Here is a 14,190-nt window from a genome sequence, read left to right on the forward strand (position 1 = left end):
TTTTTCATTGGTCTTTTTTTTATTTGCAAACAATTGAGAAATGTTATCAGTTATTAAGTGTTTATATTTTGATAGTTTTACTTGATATTAAGTTAATTAAGAAAGGTGATGTTAATGAAAAAATATTGGCATAAGCTATCTTTTCTTCAAAAAAATGTATTGTTAACGGTATTAGTTATTTTGACGCTTGTTGGTACTATGGGGGCGTTAAGTTTTAACATGTTTCAAAATAGTATGATGTCTTTATTTGAAAGACATTCTTTTGAAACAGGAGATACGGTATTACATAAATTAGATGCAGAAATAGTAAGAGATGTTGCAAAAGACCCAACGGCACAAAGAGAAAAGAGAGAGAAGTTAACAGAGCAATTAGATGAAGTAACGAAAGAATTGAACAGTGTTGGACAAACATATGTTGTTGGAGCGAAAACAAATGAAAAAGGTGAGTTACAAGTCGTCGATTTGGCTACAGGATTAGCAAATGTTGTTCAAGTAAAGCCAGGAGACTATTATAAACAACCAGATCGTTGGATGAAAGCATATGATAAAGTAATGAGCACAAAAAAAGCAAACATGACAGAAGTATATGAAGATGAATTAGGGTCATGGGTAACAATATTAGAGCCAATTAAAGATGGAGAAGAAAATATTGTCGCAATTGTTGCCGCTGATGTAGATGCTTCTATTGTTCCTAGTACAAAGAAAAAATTTATTATACAAGGTTTAATGTTTATTTGTATTTCTGTTTTAATTGCAACTGTTATTCAATTCTTGATTGTGCGTAATGCACTTGCTCCATTGCAAGATTTACGTGAAGGATTGCGTAAAGTGGGTGAGGGAGATCTAAGTATTAAATTAGAGGAAAGACCAGATGATATTGGTATTATTAATACGTATTTTAATAATACAATTGAGAAGTTTAAAGGAATTATAGATAAAGTGAAGCAGACAGCAGAACAGGTTTCCTCATCTTCACAAGAATTGTCAGCGAGTACGAAAGAGAATAGTATGGCAGTTCAAGAAATCGTAAGTTCTATGGTTGGGTTAAGAGCTGGCGCTCAGTCTCAAGAAACTTCAGTACAACAGTATTTAGGTATTGTATATGAAATGGAAGATAAGATGGAAGAGATAATGAATGCTGCAAAACAAATGGCGACAGCGTCTGAAGGTATGGAGCATCATTTAGTAGAAGGAAATGGTGTTATTGAACAGGCGATTAATCAAATGAGCATAATACAAAATGCAGTACAAGATTTATTTTCTATCATTTATTCTCTGGAAACAAGATCAAAAGAAATTAGTGATATTGTAACTGTAGTTACAGGTATTTCAAATCAAACTAATTCGCTAGCTTTAAATGTTTCTATTGAAGATTCACGTGCTGGGGTAACCGGAAGGGGATTTGCCGCTGTTGCTGATGAAGTGCGTAAATTAGCAGAGCAGACGGAAGCATCAGCAAAAGATATAGCAAAATTAATAGGGGAAACACAAGCTGAAACGGAAGAAGCTGTTGTTTCAATGCAAAAAGGTTCAAAAGAAGTAGAATCTGGAATTAAACTTGTTCAAAGTAGTGGTGCTTTCTTTGAAAAAATTTCAAAATCAGCGCAATCTGTTACAAATCAAGTTAGAGTTGTTTCTAGCAATTCAAGTGATATACTGCGAAATAGCCAAAATATGGTTCGTATTGTAAATGAACTATCACATATCGCAAATACGTATGCGAATAGTAGTAATATTGAAGAGCGTATGAAAGAACAGGAAATGTCTGTACAAGATATTGCCGAATTAGCTACTTCTTTAAGCTGGCTTTCACAGGAGTTACAAGAATTAATTGGGGAATTTAAAAGTTAAATGAAATGATATGTACGCTTTTGTTTGTTCAATAAAATAAATCATGCTACAATGAAAACGAATTAAGAACCGGGGAGCCAATTGGCTGAGAGGATGTAAGTATACATCGACCCTCAACCTGATCTGGATAATGCCAGCGTAGGGAGTTACTTTAAAGTGATGTAGCATAAGTTATTATAGAATAACTTGTATACAAGGCTTTCCTACATGGTAGGAAAGCCTTTTCTTTTTTTGAAACCATATTTTGTAAGGGGGATTTTATTATGTCACAACAAGTTACAATTTCATTTTCAGTAGTACCACAAGCGAAGAACAAAGATGTGTATTCCGTTGTTGATAAAGCAATTGAAGTTGTACAACAGTCGGGAGTTCGTTATGAAGTAGGGGCAATGGAAACAACGTTGGAAGGAGAATTAGATGTACTTCTTGACGTCATAAAACGTGCGCAACAAGCTTGCGTCGATGCTGGAGCAGAAGAAGTGATTACTTCTATTAAAATTCACTATCGTCCAAGTACGGGCGTAACGATTGACGAAAAAGTTTGGAAGTACCGTGATGAATATGCAAAACCAGAAGCGATCTAAAATAATCACAACAATTTGGCTTATCCTTCTCATTGCTATATGGGAAGGATCTGTTTCATTATTTAAAATTGAGCCGTGGATTTTACCGAAGCCGTCTGCAATTGTGCAAGAGTTAATTGGAATGAAAGATTTACTATTACCGAATACAGTGCAAACGTTACAGGAAGTAATAATTGGGTTGTTTTTTGCAATTTTACTTGGGACGAGTATTGCTATCATTATGGATGTCATCCCTTTATTTCGGATTTTAATGAATCCGTTGCTCGTTATTTCGCAAACAATTCCAATCGTTGTGCTCGCACCATTATTTATTATTTGGTTTGGATACGGAATGTTGCCAAAAGTAATGGTTGTTATTCTTGTTTGTTTCTTCCCAATTGCGCTTAGCATTTTAGAAGGTTTCCAAACGGTAGATAAAAATATGCTGAAGTTGTTACAAACGATGAAGGCGACAAAGTGGCAAATTTATCAGAAAGTAAAATTTCCAGCAGTGCTCCCGTACTTTTTCTCAGGTTTAAAAATTGCTGTTACATATAGTGTGATGGGAGCGATTATTGGGGAATGGCTTGGAGCGAGTGAAGGATTAGGGGTTATGCTCACAAGAGCGACAAAATCCTTTTTAACAGCTCGAGTATTTGGTGTTGCAGCGATTATCGTCATGGTGACATTATTCCTGTACTTTATTGTTGAATTTATGGCAAGAATAACAGCACCATGGATATACAGAAAGGGCGGCAGAAAATGAAAAAAGGTTTAAAAATTATGTTAGCTGCATTACTAGCAGTTGGTGTTGCCGGATGTAATACGGCGAAGAAAGAAGAGAATACAAGCAAAGAAAAGAAAGTGAAAGTCGTTTTAGATTGGTTCCCGAATACAAACCATACTGGTTTATACGTAGCGAAGACGAAAGATTATTATAAAAAACAAGGATTAGATGTAGAAATTATTCAACCAGGTGATAATGTTACAGCGGAACAAATGATAGCTTCAGGAAAAGCTGATTTTGCAATAAGTGCACAAGAAAATGTAACGTTAGCTCGTGTTGAAGGTATTCCTGTTGTATCTGTAGGAGCGATTATTCAGCATAATACTTCAGCTTTTGCATCACTTAAAAAAGATAATATGACGTCACCAAAAGATTTTGAAGGTAAACGTTACGGCGGCTGGGGAGGACCAGCGGAAGAGGCGACGTTAAAGACAATTATGGATAAACATCAAGCTGATTTTAATAAAGTCGAAAAAATTATTCTTGGACAAACAGACTTCTTCAAATCAATTGGCCGCGATGCAGACTTTGAATGGATTTATTACGGATGGGATGGAATTGAAGCGAAGCGTCAAGGAAAAGAGTTAAATGCAATTATGGTGAAAGACTTAGATCCAGCGCTCGATTTCTATAGTCCTGTTATTATTACAAGTGAAAAACATACGAAGCAAGATAAAGATTTTGTGAAAAAGTTCATGACTGCAACGACAGAAGGTTATGATTTTGCAATTAAAGAACCGAAAGAAGCGGCGGATATTTTAATTAAAGCTGTTCCAGATGTGAATAAAGAATTAGTACAAGAGAGCCAAAAGTGGTTAAGTACAAAGTATCAAGATGATGCAAAAGCGTGGGGAGTACAGAAGGAAGAGATTTGGACAAATTACATGAATTTCTTATATGACAACAAAGTTATTAAAAAGAAAATTGATGTAAAAGATGCTTTTACAAATGAATTCCTTCCAAGTGAAAAATGAGTGGATTACAAATAAAAGATATTGTAAAAGCTTTCGATGGAAAGAATGTATTAGAAAATATTAGTGCTTCTATACAAGAGGGAGAGTTTGTCTCTTTTGTAGGTCCGAGTGGTTGTGGGAAAAGCACATTGTTAAATATGATTGCGAGTGTTGAAGAGCCAACGAGTGGAGAAGTGTTTTATAACGAGGAGTATGTAAAAAAACAAGATGTTGTTAGTTATATGCCGCAACAAGATTTATTACTACCGTGGCGATCGGCTTTACAAAATATTGTTCTTCCATTGGAAATCGAAGGAAAGCCTAAAAAACAAAGGCTGACAGAAGGAATGGAAGCATTAAAACAGTTTGAGCTAGATGAATATGCAGACCATTATCCAGATGAGTTATCAGGTGGAATGCGTCAAAGAATTAGTTTCCTTCGCACATATTTATGTGAAAAGCCAATTATGCTACTTGATGAGCCTTTTGGAAAATTAGATGCATTTACAAAAATGGAAGTACATAGTTGGCTCTTAAATTCTTGGCATCAAGAAAAGCAGACAATTGTTATGGTTACACATGACTTAGATGAAGCAATTTTGCTTTCTGATCGCGTATTTATTTTATCTCAAAGACCGGCATCAATTGTTGGAGAGGTACAAGTGAAATTACTTAGGCCGCGAACGATGGATATGTTAACATCTCTTGAGTTAAAGAAGGATAAGGAAGAAATTTTAAGAGTATTGGCTCCTTATATGAAAAAATAGAGAAAGTCTTTTAACAGTTTTTGGTATAATTGCTGTTAAGAGGCTTTTTTATATAGGAGGAAAAAGATGAAATCTATAGGGGAAATAGTGGATTCATTAACATCAGATAAATTGGAAGAAGGAACAAAAGAAAAAGTAGAGAATAGAATATAACAGAGTGGTTTATACTCTTAATATAACAAATGTTAAAGGAGTGAAAGGATAAAATGACTTTATCAACTGTTCTTCAAATGGTTTTAGCTTGATACGGGAGAAGTCTGCCCATTTTTAAAGATTAAGCTAAATTGAAGACAGCAGGTAAAGAACCTTAATCCTTTCTTACGATAATATGTAATGGGTAAGGTGTATTCACCTTACCCATTTTTATATGTATAACTAAATAAGGCTTTATACTGTTGTTCTCTCTATTTAGCTTATGGATCATAAGAAAAGGAGAGAAAAAAATGAGTATATTAACAGTAGAAAATGTAAGTCATTCATATGGTGAGAAAACCATTTTATATAATGCGTGCTTTCGATTATTAAAGGGCGAACATGTTGGGCTAGTAGGGGAAAATGGAATTGGAAAATCCACATTATTACGCTTATTAACAGGAGAACTTATACATGATGAGGGAAACATTGAATGGTTTCCACATGTGAAGATTGGCTTTTTACAACAGCATATAGATTTACAAGAAGGCATAACAATTGAAGAATACATGCAAAGTGCGTTTTCTAACCTGTATGAGTTGGAACGTGACATGTTAAAACTTACAGAAGAGATGGCTGGAGCAGGAGAAGTAGGAAAATTGTTAGTAAGGTATGGAGAGTTACAAACTATATTGGAGAATTCTAATTTTTATCAAATTCATACAAAAATTGAGGAAGTAGCAACCGGCTTAGGCTTGTTTGAAATAGGATTGGAAAAGGATGTTTCAAAGTTAAGTGGTGGTCAGCGGACAAAGTTGTTACTTGGGAAACTCCTTTTAGAAAAAGCGGATGTTTTATTATTAGATGAGCCAACTAACTATTTAGATACAGCACATATAGAATGGTTGCAATCATATTTACGAATGTATGAAAAAGCTTATATTATCATTTCGCATGATGAAATATTTTTGAACAATATTACGAATGTTATTTATCATCTAGATGAGCGTGCAATTAAGCGCTATGTAGGCGATTATAAGAGTTTTCTGCGTAATTATGAACTGCAAAAGAAACAATTACAAGCAGCATATACGAAACAGCAAAAGGAAATTGCACATTTAGAGAGTTTTATTCAAAAAAATAAAATTCGTAAAGCGAAACAAGCGAAAAGTCGTGAAAAAGTATTAGAGAAAATGCAAAAGGTTGAAAAGGTTAATGATGTATCTCGTGCTCGTTTTGATTTTAATGTTTATACTGAGCCAGTGAGTCGTATATTACAGGTAGAGAAACTAAAAATTGGTTATGGTGAACCGTTATTTCCAGAATTGGATTTTCAAGTGAAAAAAGGGGAAAAGATTGCAATTATTGGTCATAATGGGATTGGAAAAACAACAATGTTAAAAACATTACTAGGACAAATAAAACCGTTAAGCGGTTCAGTTTCTGTTGGGGAAAGAGTAAAACCCGCTTATTTTGCACAAGAGGAATTTTCCTCAGAAATAACTGCACTAGAGAGAGTATGGGCAGGAAGACCAGACATGACAAGAAAAGAAATCCGACAAGTATTAGCAAAGTGCGGATTGAAAGAAGAACATGTATTAAAACCTATTCAGTTATTAAGTGGAGGAGAACAAACAAAAGTACGATTATGCGAACTTATCGTAACTAAAAGCAATGTTTTAATTTTAGATGAACCAACTAACCATTTGGATACAGAGACTAAGACGGCTTTACAGGAATCGTTAAAACAATATAAAGGTACGGTTTTAATTGTTTCACATGAGCCATCTTTCTATGAAGCATGGATAACGAAAATATGGAATATCGAAGAATGGAACGTTTAACAGCATGAATCAAGAAAAGGCATTAGCTCTTATGAGCTAATGCCTTTTCTTTGGTTATATTTATAATAATACTAGATGCCTTTCCCTAATAGGCTACTATCTATCTTTATTTATATATATAGATAGTTTGAAATAGAATGGAAATGATTCCTATATGTAAAGGATAATGTGATTAGTATGGGAAGACAATAGAACTTAAAGGGAATTCATGTGAAATTCAGATGAACTTCACATAAACTTCATATTAGAAACTAAATATAATTATAATAGGTTATTATAATATTCGTTTTCGATTTTTCGAAAAATTAGAAGTTTGGCGGGGGTTCTTGTGATTTCGTCATCGATTGTAATGGATTTACGAGAAGGGATATCACCATTTTTTTATGCATTAGTAATTTCATAATGATTATTAGCCTTCACCAATCGGGCGTTTACGGGCAGCCCGACTCCCACCTAACTTCTTTGCTCCAGCTGAATTTTGAGTTGGGAGTTTTACTGCCCACAAATAGCAGGATAAACTTGGGGAAATTGTATGGAGTCAATCTTGAATGACGTAGCAGGATGATGAAATTTCATGTAAAATAATAGTAAAAATATGTAAAGTAGTGGACAGTGTGGATGTGTTTTTGAACATTGCTGAGGAAAAAATTCGTCAAGCAATACGGAATGGTGATCTTGATAGTATTCCGGGAAAAGAAAAACCACTACAATTAGAAGATTTTTCAATGGTACCTCCAGAATTAAGAATGAGTTATAAAATCTTGAAAAATGCAGGAAGGATGCCACTAGAAATGGAAATACAAAAAGATATATTGAAAATAGAGGATTTAATCGCTTGCTGTTATGATGAGGCAGAGAGAAAAAAATTACAAGAAGAGTTAACGGTAAAAACGCTGCGCTTTCAGCAGGTAATGGAAAAGAGAAAGGTTAAAGATAGTTCAGCATTTCGTATGTATCAAGATAAGTATTTCGTAAATTACGTGAAGAGGGATAAGATGAGTAAATTTGAAACGATAGAAGAATTAGCGACATATATTGAAGAACAACAATTAGTACTCCTGTTTATTAAAACGGAAAATTGTGGTGTTTGTGATGTCATGTTAAGGAAAGTAAATTACGTATTAGAGAATTATGATCACGTAGAGAAAGTAGAGATATTACTACAAGACATGCAAGAGATTGCAGGGCGGTATTCAGTACTTACAGGGCCGACAGTTTTATTATTTTATAATGGGAAAGAAATTCTTCGTGAATCGCGCTTTATTTCACTTGAAAATATTGAGAGAGTACTTCAGTTGTTAGAAAAATAAGGGAGGTTTTTATATGGGGTTTGTTATAGCGGCATTACTATTTTGTGTTTTAATTTGGATGATTGCAGCATCAGTTAGATCAAATAAACGAAGAGTAAATCTTACTAAAAAGAGTAATACACATAGTACGTCTAACAGCTCATCACCATTATTTTTCTTTGCTGGATCTGATAGTGATAGTTCACATGATGGTGGCTCGCATGATTGCGGAGGATCTTTTGGCGGAGATAGTGGAGGTAGCTGCGGTGGTGGCGGGGATTGATGAGAATACGCCTTATATGGGCGTATTTCTTTTTAAACAAACGTTTGATTAGTTGGCTTACATGTGCTTAAAAACAGTTAAACAAACGTTTGATTAAATATCGTTGTCGGTACGCTTATGATTCAACTTGTACCAGAAAATATGATTGGCAGAGTAAATGGAACAATTTTATCACTGTTATGGGCGCCATGTTAATAGGAACTTCACTAGCTAGAGGATTGAAGGAAATGACTTCAGTAGTTATTGTATTTTGTATAGCGATGTCACTTGTTTTATTAACAATAGGTCCGGTTTTACGTATGCAAATAAAGAAAGTAGATGTTGTTAATCGGGAGGAAATGACGAATTCATTGGTTTCGAAATAGCTATTGTAAGGGGGCAGAACTGCTCCCTTTTTCTAGGGGAATTTTTTGACAATGAAATGTACCAACTATATACTGATGTTGTAAAAATAATTTTACAGGTTAGGAGAAACGGTGTGAAAAATCAAATCTATGAATTACGCACTGAAAATAATATTTCACAAGGTGCATTAGCTGATAAGTGTAACGTATCAAGACAGACGATAAATGCAATTGAGAATAATAAGTATGATCCAAGCTTAGCGCTAGCATTCCGGTTAGCGGAAGTATTAGGAACAACTGTCGATAAACTATTTTTGTACAAGCTGTAGAGTCTTTAATTGTACGACGTTATCGTTAAAAATAAAGGGAAAGATCCTCTTCGCGTTTGAAGAGGATCTTTTTCTTATATTGTTTTAGTTTTCGGATTAGGTGGTGTAACGGACGTATCATTTTCAGGTACTCTAGTTAATAAGAATCCACCGATAATAAATAGGACGATAATACTAAGGACACCAGCGTTCGTTTTTCCTGTTAATTGTGTTGTGACACCTACTAATACTGGACCCATAATTGCCGCGAATTTACCAAAGATATTATAAAATCCGAAGAATTCATTTGCAGATTCTTTCGGCACTAGTTTTGCGAAATAAGAACGGCTAAGTGCTTGAATCCCGCCCTGAGAAGTAGCAACCAGCATTGCTAAAATCCAGAAATCTAGTGTCGTTTTTAAGAAATAAGCATATATGCAAATAATGATATAAATAATAATACCGACATATAGCATTTTTTTACCGGTAAATGTTTCTGATAGTTTTCCATATAATAAAGCGAATGGACAAGCGACAATTTGTGTTACAAATAAGATGATTAATAGATTGGTTGCACTAATACCGAGATCTGTTCCGTAAGCAGTAGACATAGTAATAATTGTATCTACCCCGTCAATGTAGAAAAAGTAAGCTATTAGGAACATAAATACAGTTTTATATTCTTTAATATTTTTAAAAGTATCAGCAAGGCGCTTGAAGCTCATTGCAATTGGTCTTGGATGACGTTCAATATAGTGTGTTTGCTCTACATTTTTTAGCATTGGTATCGTAAATAGTCCCCACCAAAGAGCTGTTATTGCAAAGGAAATTTGACTAGCAATTCCGACCGATAGGGGGATAGTTCCTTTTTGAGCAAGAATGATAAGAGCAATACAACCGATAAAAGGAATTGTGCTCCCAATATAACCTAATGCAAAGCCTCTTGTAGAAATTCGGTCCATTCTATCTTTAGATGTAACATCTATTAAAAATGCATCATAAAAAATATTTGCTCCAGCAAAGCCGACTAATGCGAGCATATAGCATCCTAGTAATAAGTACCACTGAGATGTTGGAACAACTGCTAGCATACTTGTAAATACGATACCGAGTCCAAAGAAGAATGTGAAAAATCGTTTTTTAAATCCCTTATAATCAGCAACTGTGCCGAGAATAGGAGCGAGTATAGAAATTAAAAGTGTAGCGAACGAGTTTGCATATCCCCAATAGGCTGTTGAAGTTGCACCAGATAGTCCAGCTTCTTTTGCAGCTGCTTTAAAGTAAATTGGAAATAATGCAGTTGTAATGACGAGCGAATATACCGAGTTAGCCCAATCATATAATATCCAGCTTTTTTCTTGTCTGGACATTTTTTTCATATAATGTTCCCCCTTAAATTTGTTCTACTAACAGTGTACAAAAATAAAAATTGTAAAAAGAGAAACAGTGATGATTTTTACATAAATTTTACATATATACACAGTTCTTTACAATTGAAGTAAATCCTCTACAATTGCTCCGTCTGTTTCACCTAAGTGCAAACCGAGTAATCTAGCAATAGTCGGGCCTTCATCAATAAGTCTCATATACGGGACTGTAACACCACTTTGAATGCCTTTCCCAGCAGCCATAAAAATTGTTTCATAGTTAGGTTTTGTTGGGGAATATCCGTGTGTTCCAAATGTATATTTTTTACTAGAAGTAACATCTTTTTTAGTAATTTCTTTTATGAAATCACCTATATGATTCTCAATGAAGTAATATCCTTCCATGGCTTCTAGCATAAATAAGCAATTACCATCAGCACCGCGTTCTTTTGCATCTTCATCGTGCAGAATAAATTCAATTCCATTTTGTTTATTCTGAAGAAGCTCTTCAAGAAGAATTTGAATCTCTTTAATCGTTTCAGTATCATTTTTATCTTTTACATGTACGTAGGCAGATCCATCACAGCTTTGGCAATAAGCTTTCCAATCGTGTATTTTTCCACTTTTATTTACGGATATAAGCCCTTTTTGACAGAATAGGACATTTAGGTGGATGGCTTTGTTTTCACTTAAAGCGCTATGATCGCCAAGTGCAATAATTGTACTCTCTTCGTATATCCCGCTTTCTTTTAATGCATGAATAATTTTTCCAAGGCGTTCGTCGTGTCTATGGATTGCAGCTACTGTTTCCTCGGACTCGAAGCCATGATAATGTCTTTGAGTATCTAAATCAGTAAAATGTACAAACATAACATTAGGCTTTTTCGTCTGAATTGTATGTACGGCAGAAGCAAGGACGAAATCATCAAGCTCGGGCTGTGACAATCCATTTCGTATATGGCCGAAGCGACGATTTAAATCTAATTGATATAGCGGGCTACCGCTAAATAATGAAACTAAAATTTGATTTTGCCACGGTCTATTTGGAAAAATTTCTGGTAAATTGTAATCGATATTTGCTCTTCCAGTAACAGGCCATAGAAGGGCTGCTGTCGTTAAATTTGCTTTGCGTGCTTCATCATATAAAGTTGTTCCTTTAATGGACTTTCGATACCAATGCCAATCTGGTGACTCACGTCCTGGTTGAAGTAATGTATTGCTGACAACGCCATGCTTATTAGGATAATTACCGGTTACGATTGTTGAGTGGCTTGGATATGTTACAGAAGGATAAATTGGCTCCACTTTTTTCGCAATCGCGCCCTTTTTTATTAAATTTTGGAAATTAGGTAGTTTTTGTAATATAGGAAAATCTAAAGCTGATAAGCAGTCGAAAGATAAAATAATGACGTGATTTGTTAATGCTTTATCCATAAAGTTTCCCTCCTGATTATATAAAACCTATTCTTATATATTACTATTAATACCTGGTAATAAGAATATATTTCTGAATAAAATTCTATTGTTTATTTTCAGAAAAATTAAACATATAATAAGTATAAGGGAATGGATGGAAGGAGGGAATACTATGGATTGGTTAGATGGATTTGGTATCTTTTACATCATTGGTGGAGTTACGATTCTCCTTGTATTTTTTATGTCATATTTACTAAAGAAACGTTTTCCAGACAAACAGTTTGATATTATATTTGCACTTAGTTTAGTACTTCTTTGTTTAGCTTTCTTTCCTGTAACAATGATCGCTATTGGTGGATGGGAAGGAATGGGATACGGATTTATTTGTTTCTTCGTTTTAATTGGTACACTAATTGGCATGGTGGCTCATCAACTTGTAAAAATAGTTCGGAAAAGTTATGTATAAAACAGTAATTCTTGAAAAGAATGTATAAAAATAAGAAAATTCACTCTTGTTTTGAAATAAAATTTATATTATGATATTCAACAAATTTATTTCGTTATAACGATGAAAAAGGACTAGTACATGTCTTACCTTTTTGCAGAGAGAGAATCCTTTTGGCTGGAAGATTCTTAAAAGGTGATATGGAACCTACCTTTGAGTTCTGCATATGCAGCGGGAAATTCCCGTTATCAAAAAGAGAGCATACTCAATTTTTTGTGTATGAATCAGGGTGGTAACGCCGACAAAGCTCGGTCCCTATTTGGGGACGCGGGCTTTTTCTATTTTCTAAAGGAGGAAGAATGACTATGGTAAAAGAACAAGTACAAGCCATTACGAAGATGGAAGAAGACTTTGCTCAGTGGTATACCGATATTGTAAAAAAAGCGGAGCTTGTTGATTATTCAAGTGTGAAAGGTTGTATGATTTTACGTCCATACGGTTATGCATTATGGGAAAATATGCAGAAAGTGATGGATGAAAAATTAAAAGAATCTGGTCATGAAAATGTGTACATGCCAATGTTTATTCCAGAGAGTTTATTACAAAAAGAGAAAGATCATGTTGAAGGATTTGCTCCTGAAGTAGCATGGGTTACTCATGGCGGGGATGAGAAATTGGCGGAAAGGCTTTGTGTACGCCCTACATCTGAAACTCTATTTTGTGAGCATTTTTCAAAAATTGTTCAATCATATAATGATTTACCAAAGTTATATAACCAGTGGTGTTCAGTAGTTCGTTGGGAGAAGACAACGAGACCATTTCTTCGTACAACTGAATTTTTATGGCAAGAAGGTCACACGATTCATGAAACGGCAGAAGAATCTCAAATTGAAACATTAAATATTTTAAATTTATATGCTGCCTTTTGTGAAGAGTATTTAGCAATTCCGGTTATTAAAGGGCAAAAAACAGAAAAAGAAAAGTTTGCAGGAGCGAAGGCAACTTATACGATTGAAAGTTTAATGCATGATGGAAAAGCACTTCAAACAGGAACATCTCATAACTTTGGAACGAATTTCTCTGAAGCATTTGATATTAAGTTTTTAGATCGTAACGGTAAGTGGCAATATGTACACCAAACTTCGTGGGGTGTATCAACGAGAATGATAGGTGGACTTATTATGGTCCATAGCGATAATAACGGACTTGTAATGCCGCCAAAAGTCGCTCCAGTACAAGTTGTTATTGTACCTATTGCTCAGCATAAAGAAGGTGTGTTAGAAAAAGCAACAGAGTTACAAGGACGTATTCAGAAGGTTGCGCGTGTAAAAATAGATGCTAGCAATAAAACACCGGGCTGGAAATTTAATGAGTATGAAATGAAGGGAATTCCAATTCGATTAGAAGTTGGTCCAAAGGATATTGAAAAGAATCAAGTTGTACTTGTAAGGCGAGATACGAAAGAAAAAGAATTTATAGCAATGGATCAATTAGAAGAACGTATTCCATCATTACTTGAGGAAATTCATCATTCTTTATTTAATAAAGCAAAAGTATTTCGCGATGAGAATACGTATAGTGTGACGAATTTCGAAGAGATGAAAAAAGCAGCTGATGAAAAGCAAGGGTTTATTAAGGCGATGTGGTGTGGAGAACTAGTTTGTGAAGAGAAACTAAAAGAAGAAGTTGGAGTATCTTCACGCTGTATGCCTTTTGAACAAGAACATTTAGCTGACGAATGTATTTGCTGTAGTAAAGAAGCAAAGCACATGGTCTATTGGGGAAAAGCATATTAATACTCTTTCTGATAGATGCCAAAAGGACTTTGGGTTGCATAATAA

The 14,190-nt window shown here is 34.6% G+C and carries 13 protein-coding genes, 2 pseudogenes, 1 riboswitch and 1 other annotated feature; of the genes and pseudogenes, 13 read left to right on the plus strand and 2 right to left on the minus strand.

The features are described 5' to 3' along the window. Positions 1–114: 114 nt before the first annotated feature. The 11 genes and pseudogenes from MHB76_RS02125 (at position 115) to MHB76_RS02175 (ending at position 9,142) form a co-directional block, all read left to right on the plus strand. The gene (locus tag MHB76_RS02125) at positions 115–1,851 is read left to right on the plus strand and encodes a methyl-accepting chemotaxis protein (protein ID WP_002159433.1); all 1,737 of its coding nucleotides are present in this window, start codon (positions 115–117) and stop codon (positions 1,849–1,851) included. 60 nt (positions 1,852–1,911) lie between these two features. Then, positions 1,912–2,013, plus strand: a riboswitch (TPP riboswitch). A 101-nt stretch (positions 2,014–2,114) separates the two neighbouring features. Then, the gene (locus MHB76_RS02130; RefSeq protein WP_000082898.1) at positions 2,115–2,435 is read left to right on the plus strand and encodes an MTH1187 family thiamine-binding protein; all 321 of its coding nucleotides are present in this window, start codon (positions 2,115–2,117) and stop codon (positions 2,433–2,435) included. Beyond that, positions 2,407–3,180: an ABC transporter permease gene (locus MHB76_RS02135; RefSeq protein ID WP_002113653.1), complete on the plus strand. Its 774-nt coding sequence runs from the start codon at positions 2,407–2,409 to the stop codon at positions 3,178–3,180. Before MHB76_RS02130 ends, MHB76_RS02135 begins: the two co-directional genes overlap by 29 nt. Continuing rightward, positions 3,177–4,175: an ABC transporter substrate-binding protein gene (locus MHB76_RS02140; RefSeq protein ID WP_002159432.1), complete on the plus strand. Its 999-nt coding sequence runs from the start codon at positions 3,177–3,179 to the stop codon at positions 4,173–4,175. Before MHB76_RS02135 ends, MHB76_RS02140 begins: the two co-directional genes overlap by 4 nt. Then, entirely contained in the window at positions 4,172–4,921 is a 750-nt protein-coding gene (locus MHB76_RS02145) for an ABC transporter ATP-binding protein (RefSeq protein WP_002159430.1), read from the plus strand. The genes MHB76_RS02140 and MHB76_RS02145 overlap by 4 nt, the downstream gene beginning before the upstream one ends. A gap of 443 nt (positions 4,922–5,364) precedes the next feature. Beyond that, a complete protein-coding gene (locus tag MHB76_RS02150; RefSeq protein ID WP_340985563.1) occupies positions 5,365–6,897 on the plus strand; it encodes an ABC-F family ATP-binding cassette domain-containing protein in 1,533 nt (510 codons plus the stop codon). 614 nt (positions 6,898–7,511) lie between these two features. Next, a pseudogene (locus MHB76_RS02155) lies at positions 7,512–7,891 on the plus strand (DnaJ family domain-containing protein). Between the two features lies 1 nt (position 7,892). Beyond that, positions 7,893–8,207, plus strand: a complete 315-nt coding sequence (locus MHB76_RS02160) for a thioredoxin family protein (RefSeq protein ID WP_002113668.1) — start codon at positions 7,893–7,895, stop codon at positions 8,205–8,207. Between the two features lie 13 nt (positions 8,208–8,220). After that, positions 8,221–8,469, plus strand: coding sequence for a hypothetical protein (locus tag MHB76_RS02165; RefSeq protein ID WP_002113671.1), 249 nt, complete (start codon positions 8,221–8,223; stop codon positions 8,467–8,469). Positions 8,470–8,562: 93 nt separating this feature from the next. Continuing rightward, a pseudogene (locus tag MHB76_RS02170) lies at positions 8,563–8,834 on the plus strand (MFS transporter); the annotation flags it as partial. A 56-nt stretch (positions 8,835–8,890) separates the two neighbouring features. Further along, positions 8,891–9,142 (plus strand): helix-turn-helix transcriptional regulator, encoded by a 252-nt coding sequence (locus MHB76_RS02175; RefSeq protein WP_078173516.1) that lies wholly within the window; start codon positions 8,891–8,893, stop codon positions 9,140–9,142. 74 nt (positions 9,143–9,216) lie between these two features. Here the strand turns inward: MHB76_RS02175 and MHB76_RS02180 are convergent, their stop codons facing one another. Next, positions 9,217–10,500, minus strand: a complete 1,284-nt coding sequence (locus MHB76_RS02180) for an MFS transporter (protein ID WP_016103438.1) — start codon at positions 10,498–10,500, stop codon at positions 9,217–9,219. A gap of 108 nt (positions 10,501–10,608) precedes the next feature. Beyond that, complete coding sequence (locus tag MHB76_RS02185) at positions 10,609–11,922, minus strand: alkaline phosphatase family protein (RefSeq protein WP_078173515.1); 1,314 nt, start codon at positions 11,920–11,922, stop codon at positions 10,609–10,611. Positions 11,923–12,076: 154 nt separating this feature from the next. Between MHB76_RS02185 and MHB76_RS02190 the strand changes: the two genes are divergently transcribed. Both MHB76_RS02190 and proS read left to right on the plus strand, forming a co-directional pair. Next, positions 12,077–12,370: a YesK-like family protein gene (locus MHB76_RS02190; RefSeq protein ID WP_002151635.1), complete on the plus strand. Its 294-nt coding sequence runs from the start codon at positions 12,077–12,079 to the stop codon at positions 12,368–12,370. A 93-nt stretch (positions 12,371–12,463) separates the two neighbouring features. Beyond that, positions 12,464–12,669 (plus strand) — a binding site (T-box leader). Between the two features lie 45 nt (positions 12,670–12,714). After that, positions 12,715–14,145 (plus strand): proline--tRNA ligase, encoded by a 1,431-nt coding sequence (gene proS / locus MHB76_RS02195; protein WP_078173514.1) that lies wholly within the window; start codon positions 12,715–12,717, stop codon positions 14,143–14,145. The last annotated feature ends 45 nt before the right edge of the window (positions 14,146–14,190 follow it).

The organism is Bacillus sp. FSL M7-1345 (genome assembly GCF_038006985.1).
In the GTDB taxonomy this organism is placed as follows: Bacteria; Bacillota; Bacilli; order Bacillales; family Bacillaceae_G; genus Bacillus_A; species Bacillus_A cereus_U.

What these genes read in the sequence shown, in the direction of transcription:
- MHB76_RS02125 (WP_002159433.1), top strand. Translation starts at nt 115, where the DNA reads ATGAAAAAATATTGGCATAAGCTATCTTTTCTTCAAAAAAATGTATTG.
- MHB76_RS02130 (WP_000082898.1), top strand. Translation starts at nt 2,115, where the DNA reads ATGTCACAACAAGTTACAATTTCATTTTCAGTAGTACCACAAGCGAAG.
- MHB76_RS02135 (WP_002113653.1), top strand. Translation starts at nt 2,407, where the DNA reads ATGAATATGCAAAACCAGAAGCGATCTAAAATAATCACAACAATTTGG.
- MHB76_RS02140 (WP_002159432.1), top strand. Translation starts at nt 3,177, where the DNA reads ATGAAAAAAGGTTTAAAAATTATGTTAGCTGCATTACTAGCAGTTGGT.
- MHB76_RS02145 (WP_002159430.1), top strand. Translation starts at nt 4,172, where the DNA reads ATGAGTGGATTACAAATAAAAGATATTGTAAAAGCTTTCGATGGAAAG.
- MHB76_RS02150 (WP_340985563.1), top strand. Translation starts at nt 5,365, where the DNA reads ATGAGTATATTAACAGTAGAAAATGTAAGTCATTCATATGGTGAGAAA.
- MHB76_RS02160 (WP_002113668.1), top strand. Translation starts at nt 7,893, where the DNA reads ATGAGTAAATTTGAAACGATAGAAGAATTAGCGACATATATTGAAGAA.
- MHB76_RS02165 (WP_002113671.1), top strand. Translation starts at nt 8,221, where the DNA reads ATGGGGTTTGTTATAGCGGCATTACTATTTTGTGTTTTAATTTGGATG.
- MHB76_RS02175 (WP_078173516.1), top strand. Translation starts at nt 8,891, where the DNA reads ATGTACCAACTATATACTGATGTTGTAAAAATAATTTTACAGGTTAGG.
- MHB76_RS02180 (WP_016103438.1), bottom strand. Translation starts at nt 10,500, where the DNA reads ATGAAAAAAATGTCCAGACAAGAAAAAAGCTGGATATTATATGATTGG.
- MHB76_RS02185 (WP_078173515.1), bottom strand. Translation starts at nt 11,922, where the DNA reads ATGGATAAAGCATTAACAAATCACGTCATTATTTTATCTTTCGACTGC.
- MHB76_RS02190 (WP_002151635.1), top strand. Translation starts at nt 12,077, where the DNA reads ATGGATTGGTTAGATGGATTTGGTATCTTTTACATCATTGGTGGAGTT.
- proS (WP_078173514.1), top strand. Translation starts at nt 12,715, where the DNA reads ATGGTAAAAGAACAAGTACAAGCCATTACGAAGATGGAAGAAGACTTT.